General features: G+C 44.4%; 17 protein-coding genes and 1 riboswitch. Of the genes, 11 read left to right on the top strand and 6 right to left on the bottom strand.

What is annotated here, in order from left to right; translation table 11 throughout:
- Entirely contained in the window at positions 1–1,062 is a 1,062-nt protein-coding gene (locus C7Y69_RS08795; RefSeq protein ID WP_126872455.1) for an efflux RND transporter periplasmic adaptor subunit, read from the bottom strand.
- Between the two features lie 145 nt (positions 1,063–1,207).
- Between C7Y69_RS08795 and C7Y69_RS08790 the strand changes: the two genes are divergently transcribed.
- The 5 genes from C7Y69_RS08790 (at position 1,208) to C7Y69_RS08770 (ending at position 5,561) form a co-directional block, all read left to right on the top strand.
- Positions 1,208–1,729, top strand: a complete 522-nt coding sequence (locus C7Y69_RS08790; RefSeq protein WP_126872454.1) for an NUDIX hydrolase — start codon at positions 1,208–1,210, stop codon at positions 1,727–1,729.
- A gap of 116 nt (positions 1,730–1,845) precedes the next feature.
- Positions 1,846–2,613 (top strand): class II aldolase/adducin family protein, encoded by a 768-nt coding sequence (locus C7Y69_RS08785; protein ID WP_126872453.1) that lies wholly within the window; start codon positions 1,846–1,848, stop codon positions 2,611–2,613.
- Positions 2,614–2,678: 65 nt separating this feature from the next.
- A complete protein-coding gene (locus C7Y69_RS08780) occupies positions 2,679–3,863 on the top strand; it encodes a mandelate racemase/muconate lactonizing enzyme family protein (RefSeq protein WP_057793892.1) in 1,185 nt (394 codons plus the stop codon).
- Between the two features lie 61 nt (positions 3,864–3,924).
- Positions 3,925–5,211, top strand: coding sequence for a hypothetical protein (locus C7Y69_RS08775; RefSeq protein ID WP_126872452.1), 1,287 nt, complete (start codon positions 3,925–3,927; stop codon positions 5,209–5,211).
- Positions 5,208–5,561 carry a hypothetical protein gene (locus tag C7Y69_RS08770; RefSeq protein WP_126872451.1) on the top strand — a complete coding sequence of 118 codons (354 nt, stop codon included), beginning with the start codon at positions 5,208–5,210 and terminating at the stop codon, positions 5,559–5,561. The genes C7Y69_RS08775 and C7Y69_RS08770 overlap by 4 nt, the downstream gene beginning before the upstream one ends.
- A gap of 96 nt (positions 5,562–5,657) precedes the next feature.
- Here the strand turns inward: C7Y69_RS08770 and C7Y69_RS08765 are convergent, their stop codons facing one another.
- Both C7Y69_RS08765 and C7Y69_RS08760 read right to left on the bottom strand, forming a co-directional pair.
- Positions 5,658–6,527 carry an amidohydrolase family protein gene (locus tag C7Y69_RS08765; RefSeq protein WP_126872450.1) on the bottom strand — a complete coding sequence of 290 codons (870 nt, stop codon included), beginning with the start codon at positions 6,525–6,527 and terminating at the stop codon, positions 5,658–5,660.
- Positions 6,524–7,273: an SDR family NAD(P)-dependent oxidoreductase gene (locus C7Y69_RS08760; protein ID WP_126872449.1), complete on the bottom strand. Its 750-nt coding sequence runs from the start codon at positions 7,271–7,273 to the stop codon at positions 6,524–6,526. The genes C7Y69_RS08765 and C7Y69_RS08760 overlap by 4 nt, the downstream gene beginning before the upstream one ends.
- A gap of 245 nt (positions 7,274–7,518) precedes the next feature.
- Between C7Y69_RS08760 and C7Y69_RS08755 the strand changes: the two genes are divergently transcribed.
- On the top strand, positions 7,519–9,279 hold the full coding sequence (locus C7Y69_RS08755; protein ID WP_126872448.1) for an acyl-CoA dehydrogenase family protein: 1,761 nt from the start codon (positions 7,519–7,521) through the stop codon (positions 9,277–9,279).
- Positions 9,280–9,367: 88 nt separating this feature from the next.
- On the opposite strand, the gene C7Y69_RS08750 is transcribed toward C7Y69_RS08755, so the two are convergent.
- Both C7Y69_RS08750 and C7Y69_RS08745 read right to left on the bottom strand, forming a co-directional pair.
- Positions 9,368–9,901 (bottom strand): DUF3016 domain-containing protein, encoded by a 534-nt coding sequence (locus C7Y69_RS08750; RefSeq protein ID WP_126872447.1) that lies wholly within the window; start codon positions 9,899–9,901, stop codon positions 9,368–9,370.
- Positions 9,902–10,186: 285 nt separating this feature from the next.
- Complete coding sequence (locus C7Y69_RS08745) at positions 10,187–10,552, bottom strand: hypothetical protein (RefSeq protein WP_126872446.1); 366 nt, start codon at positions 10,550–10,552, stop codon at positions 10,187–10,189.
- A gap of 321 nt (positions 10,553–10,873) precedes the next feature.
- On the opposite strand from C7Y69_RS08745, the gene ccoG reads away from it, so the two are divergent.
- The 5 genes from ccoG (at position 10,874) to C7Y69_RS08720 (ending at position 17,069) form a co-directional block, all read left to right on the top strand.
- Positions 10,874–12,307, top strand: coding sequence for a cytochrome c oxidase accessory protein CcoG (ccoG, locus tag C7Y69_RS08740; RefSeq protein ID WP_126872445.1), 1,434 nt, complete (start codon positions 10,874–10,876; stop codon positions 12,305–12,307).
- Positions 12,304–13,275 carry a serine/threonine protein kinase gene (locus C7Y69_RS08735; RefSeq protein WP_126872444.1) on the top strand — a complete coding sequence of 324 codons (972 nt, stop codon included), beginning with the start codon at positions 12,304–12,306 and terminating at the stop codon, positions 13,273–13,275. The genes ccoG and C7Y69_RS08735 overlap by 4 nt, the downstream gene beginning before the upstream one ends.
- Before the next feature lie 44 nt (positions 13,276–13,319).
- Positions 13,320–13,536: riboswitch (cobalamin riboswitch) on the top strand.
- 51 nt (positions 13,537–13,587) lie between these two features.
- Positions 13,588–15,516, top strand: coding sequence for a TonB-dependent receptor plug domain-containing protein (locus tag C7Y69_RS08730; protein WP_126872443.1), 1,929 nt, complete (start codon positions 13,588–13,590; stop codon positions 15,514–15,516).
- A gap of 197 nt (positions 15,517–15,713) precedes the next feature.
- Entirely contained in the window at positions 15,714–16,346 is a 633-nt protein-coding gene (locus C7Y69_RS08725; RefSeq protein WP_126872442.1) for a thiol:disulfide interchange protein DsbA/DsbL, read from the top strand.
- Between the two features lie 120 nt (positions 16,347–16,466).
- Positions 16,467–17,069: an HD domain-containing protein gene (locus C7Y69_RS08720; protein WP_126872441.1), complete on the top strand. Its 603-nt coding sequence runs from the start codon at positions 16,467–16,469 to the stop codon at positions 17,067–17,069.
- Positions 17,070–17,257: 188 nt separating this feature from the next.
- Here the strand turns inward: C7Y69_RS08720 and C7Y69_RS08715 are convergent, their stop codons facing one another.
- A complete protein-coding gene (locus tag C7Y69_RS08715) occupies positions 17,258–18,433 on the bottom strand; it encodes an alginate export family protein (RefSeq protein ID WP_409513425.1) in 1,176 nt (391 codons plus the stop codon).
- Positions 18,434–18,680 lie beyond the last annotated feature (247 nt).

The raw sequence follows: 18,680 nt of genomic DNA, 5'->3' as shown, positions 1-18,680 counted from the left end.
TTAACCCTCGTTGTTACGGTTAAGAACGTTAACAGCAGACTGGTCGCGCACTCTAAGCGTGCCTTCTGTTATCACTTCGTCACCAGCTTTAAGGCCTGACACAATTTGAACAATACCAGGTCGGCGCTCGCCAATCACCACTTCACGCTGATGGGCAACGTCGTCTTCTACCACATACACATATTGAATATCTTGCACTGGCACCAAGGCTTTCTCAGGAAGAATAAGCGTATCAAGCACACGCTTTTCAACCACGATGGTAAGTAACATGCCTGGGCGCAATCGTTGGTCTTTGTTGTCAATAATTGCGCGTACGCTAATAGCGCGGCTGATGGGATCTAATCGGGTATCAATATGAGTGATTTTTCCGCTAAACACTTCATCAGGATAGGCCACCGATGTAGCAGAAACCTTTTGACCTTTCGCTACACTCGCCAATTGATTTTCGGCAATACTGAAATCAACTTTGACTACGCTAATATCATCAAGGGTAGTTATAACGCCAGCGGGCTGCACCAATGAGCCAATGCTGACTTGTCGTGCGCCCAGCACACCTGAAAATGGCGCGCGAATTTGCAAATCATCAACCTGTGCTTCAGCGATGTCTAATTGCGCTTCTAATCCTTTTACCCGTGCTTGTTGTTCATCAAGCAGTTGCTCAGATGCGGCGCTAGATTCACGTAAGTTAAAAATACGGGTGTATTGGCGCTTTGCTTCATCAATATTGGCGCGTAATTCAGCAACCCGAGCCAACTCTTCATTGTTGTTTAGCTGAATAAGCACTTGGCCAGCTTTCACACTATCGCCATCTTCGAAGTTAACTGAGCGTACGGTTTCGGTAACTTGTGCAGTGACCGCTATCGATTCATTCGCTCTGGCAGTGCCAAGGGCTTCAATAGTAATCGCCATTGCGCCTTGCTCTACCAATATGGTTTTCACTGTTGTGGCTAAAGGACCGCCTTTTTTCACCTCTTTTTCTGCGGGCAAGTTTAAATAGACAACCACAGCCGCTAACAATAAAGCCCCTATTAGTAATGGAGATAGTAATTTGCGTGAAGACATAACCTTTCCTATTGGTAAATAGGCACCACGTGATAAAGTAACCAAGTTGGTGCATTAACGAGATTCAGGGTCGCGTTCAAACTAAAACCTTTATCTACGTTTTTATTATTATTAATTTTTTCTGAATAGTATTTTACCCAAACTAATGAGTATCAATTTTCGCTTATCATCCATTTTGGTAGTTTTAACGCTTTTTGGATGTACAAAGACGGTGCCTGAAGCGCCTTTTTGCCGAAGCACGAATAACGATGAGCATACTCAAAGTGCCGCAGCATGCATCATTAAGGTGCAAAACAAAGCGCTTTTGATTAAACATCGCCTTTCAAATCGTCTAGATTTTCCCGGTGGTGGAAAAAAAGATGGCGAATCATTAGTTTGCGCAGCCCACAGAGAAACATGGGAAGAAACAGGTTTCAATGTCGAGGTCGGTGAAAAACTGGCCGTTACACAAAACGGTCTTGCGCTATTTGAGTGTACATTAAACGCTGGGGTAGAACACTTGCCAGATGTGTTTGATGCGCCGCCATGGGCAAAACTAGAAGTGATTGAATTAGTACAAGCCGATCCCTTTTTACTTACTCATATCGAACTTCGCTTTCCTGATGACCTTATTGCGTTTCGCGATAGCTTTAATAAAATTAAAGTGAGCCAGTCCCAGCAAGAATAATGTGTGAGTAGTTGTGCCAATGCCCTTGCTTTGGTAATTTGACTACCCGCTGATATCAGAAGGCATTAAGCCATCATTATCTTCATGTTTAGCCTACGATATTTAGGAGACAGGCCGTGTATTCATTAGCTCCTCTTAGCCTTAAAGGCAAAGTGTCTGAAATAGAATGGCAAACCCGCGTCGATTTAGCTGCATGCTATCGACTGGTTGCTGATATGCGTTGGGGCGACCTTATCTATACGCATATTTCGGCTAAAGTCCCCGGTACCGACCATTACTTAGTTAACGCCTTTGGTTTAGGGTTTGACGAAGTGACAGCGTCGAACCTTGTCAAAGTAGACCTTGAAGGTAACATTCTTGATGATTCACCTTATCAAATAAACCCAGCTGGATTTACTATCCATAGTGCCATTCACGAAGTTCGTCACGATGCACTATGCGTTATTCATTTGCATACACTCGCCACCATTTCAGTGGCATCGGTAAAAGGTGGGTTAAAGCCTTGGAGCCAGTATTCTTTATTTTCACTTCCCTCGTTGTCGTACCATAGTTACGAAGGCTTAGCAGTAAACGACAGTGAAAAGAAAAGACTACAAAATGATTTGGGCGATACCAATCATATGCTACTGCCTAATCATGGAGGGCTAACAGTAGGCCCCACCGTAGGTGATGCATTCATGCGCTTTTATGATTTACAAAGAGCCTGTGAAATTCAGCTGGCACTCATGCAGTCGAATGAAGAGGTTATTGATATACCCCAGCCTATTATCGACGGTATTTATCAGCAAGCCAGCGTGGTTCACAGTGGTGAAACCGGCGGCCAGAAGGCCTGGCCCGCCATGCTAAGAAAAGCCTATAAGCTTGACCCTGGCTTTTGTGAATAAACCCTTTTAAGCGTCGTTGCCAGTGCCGCTAGCAGCGACTACAAACAGACAATAGAGAAGTAATAATGAAAGTAACCAAAGTAGAAATATTCGATATTGAGTGCCCTAAGCGCCCAGCGTGGAATCCTGTTTTTGTGCGAGTATACACGGATGAAGGCATTGTCGGTGTGGGTGAAGCGGGCTTAGCTTACGATTGGGGACATAGTGCGGCAGCGCACATGATAAAGGAAATTGCTGAAGCCATGCTTATTGGCTTCAACCCATTTCACACTGAGCTATTGTGGTCGCGTATGCTACGTGAAGGCTTTTGGGGCTTAGGTGGCGGACCTGTTATTTATGCAGCAATGAGTGCCATTGATACTGCACTTTGGGACATTAAAGGCAGAGCTCTAGGCTTGCCCGTTTACGAACTGCTGGGTGGAAAAACCAACGGTAAACTGCGCAGTTATGCTAGCCAATTGCAATTCGACTGGGATAAAGAAGTCACCAAGCTTAACGATCCTGCAGACTATGCACGCGCTACCGAAAAAGCATTAAAAGACGGCTACGATGCGGTAAAAGTAGACCCTATTGTTTACGATAAAGATGGCGTGACACATTTCGATCGCACTAAACTTTTCTCTAAGCCAGAATTAAAATTATTTAAAGCTCGCTTACAAGCTATACGCGACACCATGGGTGAAGACGGCGATATTATTTTTGAATGCCACAGCTTGTTAGGGGCATCTACCGCCATACAGCTTGGCGACATTGTTGAAGAAATTGGCTGCTTGTATTACGAAGAGCCCGTAAATTACTTAAATTCAAAACTACACGATAAAGTGGCTAAAAATGTAAACGTACCGATTGCTGGTGGTGAACGCTTGTATCATCGCTGGGACGTGCGCCCTTATTTAGAAGACCAATCTATTGATGTACTGCAGCCTGACGTAGGCTTGTGTGGCGGGTTTACTGAAGCGAAAAAAGTATGTGATTACGCCGACATCTATGACGTGCGCATTCAAGCCCATGTATGTGGCGGACCTGTAGCGACCGCAGCCAGTTTGCACTTAGAAACCGCAATACCTAACTTCTTAATTCACGAACATCACACTTACGCCATTAAAGACTGGAACCGTGAGCTTTGTTTACAAGACCCACAACCTGTAAATGGCTTTATTGAAGCGCCAGACACTCCTGGATTAGGTATCGACTTAAATGACGAGATTGTTTACCGCTCGCCTCATATGACTGTAACAGAACTTAAATAACGAAACGCTTAGATTGGGGCAATGATTTTTGCCCCGCCTGTTTTCAAGGATAAGAAGAAGTATGTCAGCCTCGGCTTCCCCATCGGCTTTGTTGTGCTCGCCGCCCGTCTCTATTGTTACGTATACGCCTATCGCGTTAACCCGTAAATTCAGTGCGCTTACGCCGTCTTTAACCAGCAAAGTTGAAGAAGTCATGCACAGCCAAGATTGGGTACTTAATCAAGAAAGTAAACTGGACATGGGCTATGTATCTACCGATTCTGACTTATTAAGCCCCATGTTTACCCCATTGGTAAAACTTGAAGTCGATCATGAAAGTCCAGCTTTTCAACATGCATTTTCAACCCTAGAAGAAATAGGCCTTAAGCTTCAAGGTTTAAATTTACGCTTATATCAAACAGGCATTGCTACCTTACAAGCTACATTGGCACCCTCATCTCAGGAACAACTCACTCTATGTTGGCAAAAGATTGAAAACAGAGATATTGAACAAAGCCTGTCTTTAATTTTACAAGCGGCAGGCGGTGTCATGATTAACTTGCTAAACACCACCTTCGATACGCTGAGTAAACGCTGTAAATTATTGACCTCTGAACTCACCGACAGTGACGCGGTATTGTGGACCGGACGTTGTTATATTACTCGCGTTCCAGAATCTGCCGAAGAAGCCACACAGGTGTTCTCAATTATTCATGAATGTCCGCCTAGCAACTACGAGAACAATGAGGCTTTCTTTCGTTCGGGAAATTGCCTATTTTTAAACAATGATATTGCACTGTCGTTGGATAACCGGCGGGTTCTGTTTTTGCTTCAGCATTACAATGCGATGTTGTATGCCTATCAACAATCGATGAGCAACGCCTACCATCAGCTGCAATCGCTTAAAGCACTGTCGTCGGGGCGGCGCAGAAAAGCCCTTGAAAAATTGATCCAGCGCATGGTTTCAATTAGAACCCTAGCGTATATTCGATTGGAGTTTTGTGATTCGCTTCGAGGCCTGCAAGGAAGTCGAAAGCCACTCGCGAACGCACTCATAGATGCATGGGAAATTAATGCCGTAGAAGAGAGTTTGCTTGATAGGGCAGCTTATATTAATAACGCCATATCAAGTTACGAAAACCAACTTAATCGTGCTATAAATAAATCGATTGAAGTGATACTCATGCTAATTGGGGGTATTTCTTTGGTAGATATTACCAACAACTTTGTCGCCGCATCACAATCTGTGAAGCATGATTCAACGTGGGGTATCTACGATATATTCTCGCTAATGTCATCTGAAAATACAGTTAACCTAGCCTTAATAGCGGTGCTGTTAATGGCCTTACTATTTGCGAAGAACAAATGAATAAGCGCACAAAATTTACCATTATATTGACACCAGGCACACACGCTTACGAACCAGTGAAAGAAGCGTTAAACGAATATTTATCGACCTATTATGGTGGATGCACGCACATTGATTGTGAAGGGTCTTGGCGTGAAGACGCGTGCGAATTCAAACCTCGTTACGACGCCAATTTAATTACCGAGAAGTCACTGTGTGTGTGGTGCGCGGTAATGCCAGATAAAGCAGAGCGCTTTGTGGATGAGCTTCGTGCCTTCCTCACTATATTGAAAAAGCAGCAAAGCGCAGAATTTAGCTTTATTCATATTGAAAGCCAGACAGTGGCCGCCCACCATCAACTTATCGACTAAAAAGCGGCTTAAGGGTGCCCGCTCTTGGGTGTAAGCCCTTGGCTGCAAGCTAGCGGCGTAGCACTATCGCTTGAAATAATGGCTGACATTAGTCGTTTATATATTTAGGCCATACCAACGGGCGGTATTGTTTGCCAACAGGCTGCATTTTTCTTCAAGGGTAAACTGCGCCAGCATTTTTTCATATTGCAGCCAAAGCGCTTGATAACTGTGGCGCCAGTTAGATAGTGGAAAATTACTTGCTAACATTACTCGCGACACGCCAAATATAGCTACCGTTTCCACGACAATACTTTGCGCACTGCGCCAATGCCAGTCTCTGCATTGCATTTCCCACCCTGAGAGTTTTACTGCCACCCGAGAACACTGAGCGAGTGCTTTCATATTAATTCGCCACTGCTTAAGGTAGGTAGCCGTAACGTCAGAGCCTAACAGCGCTGAACCTGCGTGATTAATAATGACTGAAAGTGCGGGCAATGCCTCTAATAACTTTAATAACGCTCTTACCGCCTTGCCGTCACCCACATCCAGTTGGGCATCGAATGAAAATCCATATTCGCTACTACGCTTAAGGGCATGTTTTGTTTTAGGGTGGGTTAATATAAAGCCAGCTTGTTCATCTAATATATGGCGAAGCCCCGCTACTGAAGAAAACCCTGCCAATGTTTGAATATCAGATAAGGTCCGCTCACTACACAAATCGATACTGGCAACGCTTTTAAACGGCAGTTGGGCTCGTTGTTCTAAATACCGGATCTCACGCCAAGGACGTTCATTGTCGAACCCTGCTTCAACATGCACGTAGCCTGCAAGAGTGTGACCGCTAGAAAGTGTTAAGCTTCTTTCATCACATGACGATGCAATGGCTTGCTTGTCGCGCCAATACGGCGGACTTTGCGGCTTAAGCCAGTGGTAATCACCCGCCTCAAGGGCAAAAAAATGTAGATGACCATCGACGATATTCACTTGGCGGTATAACCGCCGTCGACAGCGTGTAAGCTTCCGGTAATGAAGGTCGCTTTTTCACTGCAAAGAAAATACACCAGTTCAGACACATCTTCGGGCTGGCCAATACGACCAATTGGTTGCTCAGCGGCCTCTTGGGCTACAACTGCGGTTTTATCGGCCCCTGATGCTGCCACATATTTATCTATGGCGTGGTGAAATAAGGGCGTTTCAATCGTACCCGGGCATACCGCGTTAGCTCTAATATTAAAAGGGGCATAATCCAGTGCCGTGGTTTTAGCCATAGACGCTAAGGCAGACTTTGTTAAACCATAGGCAAAAGAGTTCTGCTTACCGACAAAACACTGATCGGATCCCATCACCACAATAGCCCCACTTTTTTGAACTTTCATGATAGGCAGTGACGCTTTAATTGCCCCATACGCGCCTTTAATGTTTAGGCTCATTATCTTATCGAGTAGTGCTTCATCGGTGTCTTCAATGGTTGCCGACACGTGCATACCTGCATTACACACCAACGCATCTATACGACCATATTTTACGGCAATATTATCGATAGCATGTCGCACTTGTTCCACGTTGCTAACATCACAAGCCACCCATTCAGCGTTAGTTGGTGTGTCGTCAAAATCTCTTACATCCAGGTTTATCACTCGGTAGTCATTTTCACTAAAGGTATTACAAACCGCTAACCCTATTCCTAAACTTCCGCCGGTAACGACACAAACTGATTGCCCGTGGTTCATGAGTACTCTACTTCTTAATGCATGGAATTAACTATAGTTATAGGATGCCAGCGAGCTATTGAAAAGCAAGCTTTGCCACAGATTATGATGCCCCTGTGGTTTAAATTTAAAGGCATTGAACAGTTGTTGTGCAAATACAGCCATATTATTTTTCATTAACTTTCCCTTAACGGGCTACTCTGTCTATGCTTTTTGTGTCTATAATGTGGCAAAATTAAAACACTTGTTTGAAAAGGGAGTCTTCTATGCCTCTGTACCACGCCCCTACTACCGATTTTCAGTTCTTACTTAAGGACTGGTTAGGCCTAGATGCCCACTATGAAAAATTGGGTATCAGCGATTTTGATAGCGAACTGGCCAACGAAATTATTGCGCAAGGCGCTAAATTCGCCATTGATGTTGTAGCACCATTAAACCGTGAAGGTGATGAAGAAGGCTGTAAGCTGGAAGACGGGAAAGTCACCACACCGAAAGGCTTCGCCGACGCTTATCAAGAGTACGTAGCAAATGGCTGGAACGCCATGTTGGGTACGGCAGAATATGATGGACAGGAACTTCCCTACACCATGGCGGTGCCTGTACATGAAATGCTAAATGCCGCAAACCTAAGCTGGCGTTTAACAACTATGCTGACAGAAAGTGCCACTTTGGCGGTCACTAAACATGCTAGCAAGGAATTGAAAGATAAGTATCTCGCTAAACTCATCAGCGGTGAGTGGACAGGTACAATGAACTTAACCGAACCTCATGCGGGTACCGACCTTAGCTTACTGAGCACTAAGGCTGAACCGCAAGGTGACGGAAGCTATAAAGTAACAGGTAATAAAATCTTTATTACTGCTGGCGATCAAGACTGGAGCAGCAATGTTATTCACTTGGTACTTGCACGCCTACCCGATGCGCCTAAGGGCGTAAAAGGCATTAGCTTGTTTTTAGTGCCTAAGCTAATGCTTGATGAAAATAACGAGCCAAGCACTGCAAACTCTTTATCTGTGGGCAGCATTGAACACAAGATGGGTATTAAAGCGAGCCCAACCTGTGTGATGAACTTTGACGACGCGACAGGCTGGTTAGTGGGTGAAGAAAACCAAGGCTTAGCCTGCATGTTCACCATGATGAATGACGCACGTTTCCAAGTCGGTTTACAAGGTTTAGGCGCTGCTGAAGCTTCTTACCAAGGTGCGCTAACATATGCCCGTGAGCGTGTTCAATCTCGTGCGCCTCAAGGTGTTCAAAATCCTGATGGCAAAGCCGATCCTATTGTATTTCAGCCTGATGTAGCCCGTATGCTACTTACGCAAAAATCACAAATTGAAGGTAGCCGCGCGCTGTCTTTGCTATACGCAAAGTTCATGGATATCGAAAAATTAGGCACTGACGAAGAAAAAGAAAATGCAGATAAAGTGCTGCAGTTTCTTACGCCAATCTGCAAAGCCTACATGACAGATATGGGCCTTGAAACTACCAGCATTGGGGTGCAAGTTTTTGGTGGCCATGGATTTATCCGTGAATGGGGCATGGAGCAATTGATGCGTGATGTTCGTATCGCCATGTTGTATGAAGGCACCAACGGTATTCAGGCATTAGATTTAATTGGCCGTAAATTAACCCGTGATGGCGGGCAAATGATGGAAGCCACTTACCAAGCGTTTGCTGAGCTAGTTGCTGATATTAGTGATGCTGAAAACAAAGGGCTGGCGCAAGGCTTACTTGACGATTGGCGCGCATCATCGGCTGACTGCCTAGGTATGGATAGCACCACAGCAGCGGCGGCGGCGGCAGATTACTTAGCCTATTCTGCCTACTCGCTAATTGGTGTGCTTTGGTACAGCATGGCAGATAAAGCGGCGAGTACAGATAATGCTGTGCTAGCTTCTTCTAAGCAGAAAACCCGTGATTTCTACATGCAACGTATATTGCCTCGTCGCAATGCGCACAAACAAGCGTATTCAGCAGGCTATGAAAGCACGTTAGCCGTATCCGGCAGTGAGTTTGATTACATTTAATCAAGCAGGTAAAGCTAAAAAACCGCCTGTTTAGGCGGTTTTTTTATTCATATTGGTATAGCAAATAACAGCTGGTCGCTAAACGTAACTACTTATTAGCAACAAGGCTTTCTGCAAACGTATCGTTAAACCAATCTTCAATCATGTTCTTTTCGTAAACCAGATTATCGCTGGGTAACCTACGATTAACGGTATTCATGAACATCATATCTTTGATCTTAACCTCTTCGCTTTTAAGCACTGTGCTGTCACCGCCTGTAAGTACATATGAGAATGACATTCTAGGAATATCTATTTCTTTAATGATCCTGACATCCGTAGCAGACTGCCCCATACCAACAAAAGATGCTGGCCACACCTGACCGGCTAAATCTAAGTCAGTGACGGTAATTGACAGTTTTTGATCGTCAGGAAGCTTTTCTGCCAGTTCAGTAAAAAACTCATCGAGCTCTTTAAAAGTGCGTTCTCTAAAGCGAGTTCGAGATTCATTCGAAGGCTTAACATCTCGGTAAGACTTTGGTTCTTCCCAGGTTACTTCAACCTGTGCCGCTTGCAGTACACCAGACATACCCACACTGGCGAGCAAGAGCGCAGATACACTCGTTAACTTAGCTATTTTCATGTAACCCCCTACCTCGTTTCTAAAAACCCGGTATTAGTCAGCGACAAAAAACTGAGTAAGCGGGTAACGGCGCTTAGTGAAGCATGACTTCAACTTATAGCAATGTTACTACTTTTATCACAACTATATGCTCAATAATAGCACAGGTAGCTGAACGTAAAGTGAATGGCTTTATCTATATACACGGTAACAGAGTGGAAGGATTAGAAGGCACAACGGAAGAAACAATACCTTTAACGCCAATTATTTATCGGGTTCCAGTAATTATTTATCGGGCTCCAGTAGCTATTTATCGGGCTCCAGTAGCTTAGATTGCTCTATCATTGCGCACAATTGCTGGCGCTTGCCGCGGCTAAAATTAGGGTTTATATCGGTGGTTTCGCAATATGCGATATGAAAGCGCATGACCGTTGAACGACTTGCCAGAATTCTTCGAAGGTAGTTTGCTTCGAATTCTTTTAAAGGCGCAAGCTGCGCCGCCGCCTGATCTCTTAACGCATCCAGCTCTCTTTGTTCAGGTAACTCAGAAATAGAAACAAACCAACCTGAGACGGTACTTTGTATATCTGAAAAAAAGTATTGAACAAAAGGCGAACGTAGCACAATCACCAATAATACAATTTCGGCACAGATTACAAAGAAACGAAGCATTTAAAATTATTCCACTACTATACTTAATTCAAACAACGCAGCTATCGTTAGTTATTTTCAACAAACATTTTCGTCAAAAAAATCAAAAGGATAATTACTTGTATAATTTTCATTCGGTATTAAAAACTATTATCGTCATAGTAGTCAACTAGCATTAAGTAAAGATAGATTGATAAAATATAATTTCTGAACTTTCAGTATTGACTGAAAGATAAATAAAGATGATCATTAGCTCTATCATTGATCTATGTTAAACACGCTGAATTTTCACCTGTTATAATGCGCCGCGCAATACAAGAAGTTGGCTAAGGTTTTGAAAAAATGAACGAACAAATTCCGGTTAAAAACGTTACTCCAGTAAAGGTGCACAAACCCGCATCAACCACTGAAGGGAAGCGATACGACTCGCGTAGTCGTATTTATGTTCGTGCGGTTAAAGGCCCTCTTGAAACATTCAGACGTTTTTTCGGTTTGTTTTTTCTCGCCATCTTCGCCGCTATTCCTTGGATAAGATTTAATGGCCAGCAGGCAGTGCTACTCGATATTGTAGAGCAGCGCTTTTCTATCTTTGGGTTAACGTTATGGCCGCAAGATTTAACCTTGCTTGCCTACATTTTTATTGTAGGCGCATTCGCGCTGTTCTTCGTGACGACCTTTGCAGGCAGGGTCTGGTGCGGCTTCATGTGCCCTCAAACTACCTGGGTATATATCTACACTTGGTTTGAAGAGAAGATAGAAGGCCCTAGAAATAAACGCATTAAGCTAGACGCGCGAAACATGGATGCGGATAAATTTATTCGCAAAACCCTCAAACATACGGCTTGGGTGGCGGTTGCTTTACTTACCGCACTCACCTTTGTGGGATATTTCACCCCAATCGGCGCGCTCTTTATTGATTTTTTCACCTTTAATACAGGTTTCTGGGCCGCGTTTTCAGTGATCTTTTTTGCAGTGTGCACATATGCCAATGCGGGTTACATGCGAGAAATCATGTGTACCCATATTTGCCCTTATGCCCGTTTTCAATCGGCCATGTTCGACAAAGACACCTTTACCGTCTCTTACGATGCCAAACGAGGCGAACAGCGAGGCCCTCGCCCTCGTAAACTAAGCCATGAACAGGTACATGAAAAAGGCTTGGGCGACTGTATTGACTGTAACCTCTGTGTGCAGGTTTGCCCCACCGGCATCGATATTCGAAACGGTTTGCAGTATGAATGCATTAACTGCGGTGCGTGCGTAGATGCCTGTAACGGCGTAATGGATAAAATGGGTTACCCCAAAGGGCTTATAAGCTTTACGTCGGAAGAAGAGCTTGCGGGGGGTAAAACACATATCGTACGGCCTAAGCTGATTGGCTACCTTATCGTGCTTATTGTCATGACAGGGTTATTGGTTGCTGACATTGTGACCCGAGTACCCCTTGAAATTGATATTATTCGCGACCGTAACTCGTTATACCGTGAAACGAATGAAGGGTTAATTGAGAACGTTTATACCGTTAAAGTATTGAACAAATCTCAGCAAACTCATACCTATACCATTTCGGTACAAGGACTGCCTGAATACACCTTTATTGGCAATAAAGAAGTGACAGTGCAAGGTGGTGAGGTTTATAGCACACCGATTTCGGTTGCAACTGACCCGTATAATCTGGAAGATGTGGTAACAGACATTCAATTCACCGTTACCACTACCACCGATTCAGGTGAAAACGTTACGGTTAATGAGCCAACCAAATTCCTTTATCGATGAAAGACTTTTCGTTTTCTGGATTAGATCCAGACACTATATTAGATGCCCTGGAGACTCAGGGCATTTTTCTTCAAAGCGGCTTACTTGCTCTCAATAGTTATGAGAACCGGGTTTACCAGTTTCAAGCCGATGACAACAAACGTTATGTGGTTAAGTTTTATCGGCCTGCCCGTTGGACAGACGCGCAAATTTTGGAAGAACACAGCTTTGCCCAAGAACTTGCTGAAAGCGAAATTCCGATTGTTGCGCCTTTAGCGCTAAACGGAAAAACCCTTCACCACCATGGCGATTATCGCTTTACAGTTTTTCCTTCGGTAGGTGGGCGCCAGTTTGAGAACGATAATTTAGACCAGCTGGAATGGATGGGCCGCTTTATTGGCCGTATTCACCGCGTGTCTCAAGCGAAAACCTTTAAACAACGCCCTGATATCGATACGCAAAGCTATTTAGATGAACCTAGACAGGTTTTAGAAAATAGTACCTTGTTGCCCAATCATCTTAAAACAGCATTTTTTGCTATTTTGAACCCCGTGATAACCGCAGCCTCTTCGGCTTATAAAGCCACCGACGTCATTCGATTGCACGGCGACTGCCACCCCGGAAATATTCTATGGCGTGATGGCCCTACCTTTGTTGATTTAGATGACTGTCGGATGGGCCCTGCTATCCAAGATTTATGGATGATGTTAAGTGGCGACAGACAGCAACAACTATTGCAACTTGATACGTTGATTGAAGCCTATGAAGAATTTCAGCCATTTAATACTAATCAGCTTGTGTTAATAGAACCCCTTCGCGCCATGCGAATGGTGCACTATATGGCATGGCTGTCTCGCCGCTGGGAAGATCCAGCCTTCCCTCGCGCCTTTCCATGGTTTGCCGACGATAAATACTGGGAAGGTCAAATTCTTGCGTTAAAGGAACAGCTTTCAGCCATGCAGGAACCGCCTCTAAAACTCGGGTATTAGCTGGCAAAACCTGAACACACTCGCTATTTATTAGGCACTTAAGCTATACTCCTTCGCGCTTAGGTGCCCATCTATGGGTTAAACGGGAAATCAGTGAAATCTGATGCTGCCCCCGCAACGGTAAACTCAGTGTGAACACACACATTCTCCTTAATACGCCACTGTGTCATCGATATTTATGTCGCGACATGGGAAGGCAGAGAAACCATACACAGTATTGGTGAGTGAGCCCGGATACCGGCCTAGCTTCACGGCAGTTATTCTGCTTACATTCACCCTTGTACTCGGGCGGAGTACATAGCGAGAAATACAATGAAATTTCAAACACACTTTACCTGCACTGCAGTTTACGCTGCCGTGGCTACACTGCTGTCAGCACCTGTTTTAGCGCAAACTCCTGATACCATAGAAACACTCACCGTTACTGGCACCCGTTTGCCTGTACAAATAGCTAAGCTGCCTGCATCGGTAAGCGTATTAACCGAGCAAGATATTCAAGCCTCAGGCGCTGTACAACTTACCGATTTAATTCGCGGTTTACCTGGCGTAAGCCTTTCCCAATCAGGTAGCCCAGGCGGCCTTACCGAACTTCGTGTTCGAGGCAGCGAAAGTAATCACTTGCTTGTGCTTATTGATGGCGTAGTGTCTAACGATATTGGCCAAGGAAGCTTGATAGACTTGGCCCACTTAACCTCGGCGAACGTGGTACGTATAGAACTACTACGTGGCCCGCAAAGTGCCTTATGGGGCAGTGGCGCAATTGGTGGCGTATTAAGTATCACCACCAAAGCAGGTGAAGGAGCCAGTGCAAAACCTAGCATTAATTTAAGTGCGGGAATAGGCACACAAGGTACTTACCAAGGCAGCATTAATGCCGCCACGCAAAATGGCGATGTGGCTGTGCGCACCTACGCCAATTACCTAAAAACAGATGGCGATAACATTTCCCGCGTGGGTAATGAAGATGACGGTTATGACAACATGACCGCAGGCATCAACGTTGATTACGCATTGGCTGATGCACACACATTAAGTGCGAAATTTCGCAGCACCCAATACGAAAATGATTACGATGGTACCGACTATGTCACCACCGGATTACCTGCTGATGCCGACAATGTGACTGATGGTAGCCAACTTAGTACTAAACTAGCTTGGCGCTACGCGCCAGATGCATCTGCCTATGCGTCTACTGTGTCTTTCGATTACCGAAAAGACGACAATGACAACACCACATCAGGTGTCGATGCAGGTGGCACCACGGGGGAGCGCTTAGCCCTAAATTGGACAAGTTTTTACAACTTTGATAACTGGCAAGTAGCGGGTGGTGCTGAATACTTACAACGTTTGTTTGAACAACGTGGCCCTGTTGTATTTGGCGATCCAAATCAAAAGCAGCACGACAATACGACCAGCTTATTTGGTGAAGCCACTGGTGACCTCGTTGATAATGTTTTTGCGACCTTAAGCGCAAGGTTCGACAACAACAGTGAATTTGATGACGCCGTTAGTTATCGCGCGGGCCTAACGTGGCAAGTATCAAAAACCTATGCACTATTTTCAAGCTACGGTAAGGCGATTAAAACCCCAACCTTTACTGAACGATTTGGCTATTTCCCAGATAGCTTTATTGGTAACCCTGACTTAACGCCCGAAGAGAGCGAAGAGTGGGAAGTGGGCGTAAAAGCAGATTGGAATTCGGTTACCGCACAGATGAGTGCTTATAGTGCCCAACTTGAAGACGAAATTAATGGCTTCGTTTATGACGCCACCCAAGGCGTGTACACCGCTGCCAATGTAGATGGTGAAAGTAGCCGTGACGGCGTAGACGTTGAAGTAACTTGGCTTAGCGATTTAGCGAAAGTGTCGGCATCTTATAGCTATTTAGACGCTGATCAAACCAGTTTTGGCATTGCCAGCACAGAGCTTCGCCGTGCACGTCATCAAGGCGCATTATCGGTATTGTCTGATTTAGGTACCGAGAAATTTAGCCTTTATGCAAAACTGGCCTATACGGGCACCCATTACGATACTTACTTCCCTCCCTACCCTGCTAATGCAGAAACCTTAGGGTTGTCAGCTTATACCCTAGCGTCAGTTAACCTTGGCTACCAAGTTTCTGAAAAGTGGGCGTTATCATTAAAAGTGAATAACCTTTTTGATACTGACTACGAGGATATCGTGGGCTATGCAGGACAAGAACGACGTGCATTGCTATCGGTGAGCTACAATCACCAGTAACACCTATTCCGTCACTTTTTAAACTAAAATAGTGACACTTTATTCGCTTCTTCTTTACGAAGAAGCGAAACTTCCCCCTCAGATATCATCCATTCGTTGCATTTTTCCGCTCGCTTGTCGCGTAAACTAGTGCCCAATAAAAGCCTGTGGTAACCTCAGCATTGATAGATAGATTTGAAATCAAAGGATTCAATTACATGAAGAAGTTTGCAGTGTTGTTTGTAATGGCAATGCTTTTGCCATTAACCGCATGTGCCCAAGAAGGTACAGCTAAATGGAAAGAAGGTACCCATTACACGGTATTAGATGAAGAAGCGACTAAAAAGCCAGTTATCACAGAATACTTCTCGTTCTGGTGCCCACATTGCTTCCAATTTGAGCCAATCGTAAAACAAATTAAAGAGAAGAAAGGCGAGAACACTAAGTTTGAAAAAGTGCATGTTAACTTTATGCGCTTTACCGGCCCTGACGTTCAAGATGCCGCCACCCATGCCATGTTAATTGCCCGTGCAATGAAACAAGAAGATGCAATGAACACAGCTATCTTCAACTACATTCATAAGCAACGCGCAACCATTACCAACCTTAAAGATTTGCGTAACATCTTTGTGGTAAACGGTGTTGATGGCGCTGAGTTTGATAAGTTAGCCACCAGCTTTGGTGTAAACAATATGATTCGTAAGAACCAGCAGCTTATCGATAAGAACCGAGACTACCTTACAGGCGTACCAAGCTTTGTTATTAATGGTAAATATCAGCCTAAGTTTACTGCTGAAATGACCTTTGATGATATTGCTGATTTGATTGTTTGGTTATCTGAGCAAAAGTAATTTTTAAAATTATTGAAATAGGCTGCAACATGCCTATTTCAATGCAGAATTAAATGGGCCGTAGCGGTTATCGCTAAGGCCCATTTTCATTTTTAATACGTAAAAAAGCAGGAGCGATTCATGTCGTTTTTACCGGAAGATTTCAGTGCCTTTATTTGCGAATTAGACAAACTAAAAAGTGTTAAGCGCCAAATAACCTTGCCTTGTGATGGCGATCGCCAAGAAAACTCTGCCGAGCACAGTTGGCATGTTGCACTTATGGCCAGTACCTTGGCACATTATTCCGAGAAACCTATTGATGTCGCTCGGGTTATTCGTATGATTTTGATTCATGATGTAGTGGAAATTGATGCAGGCGATTTGTTTGCCTTCAACGAGGTCTCTGAACACCACGCGCAAGCAGAAAAAGAGCTTGATGCGGCAAAGCGTATTTTTGGCTTACTGCCGAGTTCCTATGCCGATGAGTTATTATCACTATGGGTAGAGTTTGAAGAAGCAAAGACCCCTGATGCCGAGTTTGCCAAGGCGATGGACCGAGTGCTTCCTGTGTTTCAAAACATGCAAAATCAAGGTGGTAGTTGGAATAAACATGCTGTTACCCGAGATAAGATAGAAAAACGTAACTTACACTTGAAGCATTGTGCACCTAAATTATGGGATTACGTGACGCGTCAATTAGATACCGCGGTACAGAATAAGTGGCTGCTTCCAGCAAAAAGCTAAAGCGATTAAACGCCCTGACCTTCGCGCTCATAAACGACAAAAAAGGTGCTAGAGAGTCTGTTCTCTAACACCTTTTTTTATAAGTCTTTTTAATGGGCCTGTTGGTGAATCTGTTTTGTCGGCCCTGCTGGTGGGGCTTATTTGATGTCGTTTTTTAAAACAACGGCATCAAACACCCTCAAGCATGATTAAAAACGCGTACTTGCCCACACCCATAGCTTATTGGCGTCTACTTTGATATCACCAGCCGAGTAGCTACCATACTTCACCGCAAGCGTGACCTTATCCATCACTTTAGTTACGTACTGTACGTTAATTTCGCTACCTAAATCATCCACCTCGGCTGAGGCTTCATCGGCACTAAAATCATGATAGGCCAGCAACCATTTACCACCCGCTAATTTTCCGGATAAAGAGAAAGTAACATCTTGAAGACCTTGTGCAGGTGTACCTAAGAATTGGTCGGTCCAACCGTTAAATTTATGCAGGGTGGCCAGTGGCGTGGCAAAACCATATGCACCGTCGTCAGAGCCTAACAATTCATAATCAATCTTCGCGGTAATACCTGAAAAGGTAGCTGCAAGGTTTGCATTAATGTAACTAGCATCATAGTCGGTAGCGGTTTCGCCAGAGCCTGACTCACTGCTTTGCGTAGCAAATTCAGCGCCGTATGCCCAGTTCACTGTCTCACCTTTCATACTGCCGTTATAGCGAATACCGTAGGTATCAAGCGCATTATCGGTGTCATTATCAATTTCTAATAAATAACCGTAAGCGGTAAATTTTCCTACCGCTGTTTTGAAACTCGCGTTGAATAAATGATCTTTTGAATCAAAATCAGCGGCTTGTGCAAAAATTCGATTTCGCTGGGTAAGGTACCCATAAAAGAAATTCACTTTCTCGTTAAGCGCATAGGTAGCAGTAACGCCATCAAAGGTCTGCCTATCTTGACGCCATCCCACATGCCCTACGAACCTGTGATTATCGAGGGCAATCACTTGTCTGCCCCCTTTAAGTGTAAGCTTTTCATTCTTGTACTGAATAAACGCTTGATCCACTTCTGTAGTTTCAGGATCTGCAATCACTGAATACTCACCTACGTTATAACCTGTAGGGCCTACTGTATAATCGCCTTGCCCCATAACAATGCGGCTATCTTCCACTTCTGCGGTAAAGGAAAACCCGTTCAACGTTCCGGATTTAAAACCCAGGCGAGTACGAAGTGTTAATGCACTAGCATCATCAAGTGCATTATCTTGGTCGACTGATTCATAACGTAAGTTCAAATCTGCCCATGTAGACGCCTCACTAAGCACATCATGCCAGCTCTGCGCCATTGATGGCGCACTAAAACACGCCAACATAGCACTTGTCAGTGCAGCTTGAGTAAAGCGCTTTTGTGCCGGTGTAAACCTATTTGACGGTGCTTTTGTCAGCGCTGTTGATGGTTTCATATCTTGCGTATTCATGTGCGTTCCCTTGTTATTAACGATGTTAACGTTTGATGGTTAGCGTTCTTATTGACGATTTTTAGTTAAGGGGCTCCCTCCCAGTAAAAAATGGGATAAGCACCTAAGGGTTTAAATAAGTTTTAGCGACTTATGTGTCGCG

Source organism: Alteromonas sp. KS69, from assembly GCF_003989595.1.
Taxonomy (GTDB): Bacteria; Pseudomonadota; Gammaproteobacteria; order Enterobacterales; family Alteromonadaceae; genus Alteromonas; species Alteromonas naphthalenivorans.
Note: the sequence above shows the minus strand (reverse complement) of the source record. Positions and strands in the feature narration are given on the sequence as shown.